An 806-nucleotide genomic window follows, 5' to 3' on the forward strand; every position below is an offset into this window, starting at 1 on the left:
CAGGGGGTGGAATAAAAATTGACGAGGTGGAAAATGTACGCCGAGATTCATCAATTAAAAGACATGGGGCTAAAAAAAGCCCAGGTGGCCAGAAGGCTGGATATCGATGTAAAAACGGTCATCAAATACTGGGAGATGGATGCCGACGAATTTGCCAGGATCAGGGAACAAAGCAAACACCGTTCGCGAAAGCTTGACCACTATCACGATGTAATCCTGGGCTGGCTGAACAAATTTCCGGAACTCAGCGCCGCCCAGGTAACTGACTGGTTGAAAGAACACTACCCGGGTGTTCGATTCCGCGGGCGTACGGTCAGGCGTTACGTTGCTCAATTGCGTGAGAAACACCACATCACCAAGGAAAGGGCACAAAGACAGTACCAGGCAGTGGCCGACCCACCCATGGGCAAACAGATGCAGCTTGATTTCGGGCAAACCACTGTCCGGAAGCCAACCGGTGAACCGGTAAAAATATACGGCATGGGCGCTGTCCTTTCCCATTCCCGTTACCGGTACGCCCAATGGTCGGACAGGCCGCTGACCACAAGCACCTTCATTCAGATGCTGTTCTGTTGTTTTGAATATATGGACGGTATACCTGAAGAACTGGTTTTTGATCAGGACCGGCTGCTGGCCGTCTGTGAGAACTATGGCGACATAATCTTTACTCACGAATTTGAGCGCTTCAAACAGGCCATGGGTTTCAAAGTCTGGCTCTGCCGGGCCGGCGACCCGGAAAGCAAAGGCCGGATTGAAGCCCTGGTCAAGTACATGAAGGGCAATTTTGCAGCCAACCGGCCATTTAC

The 806-nt window shown here is 51.6% G+C and carries 1 pseudogene; it reads left to right on the plus strand.

The features are described from left to right. Window positions 1-18 precede the first annotated feature (18 nt). Window positions 19-806: pseudogene (locus tag GFC01_RS17780) on the plus strand (DDE-type integrase/transposase/recombinase); the annotation flags it as partial.

The organism is Desulfofundulus thermobenzoicus, assembly GCF_009428905.1.
GTDB lineage: Bacteria > Bacillota > Desulfotomaculia > Desulfotomaculales > Desulfovirgulaceae > Desulfofundulus_A > Desulfofundulus_A thermobenzoicus.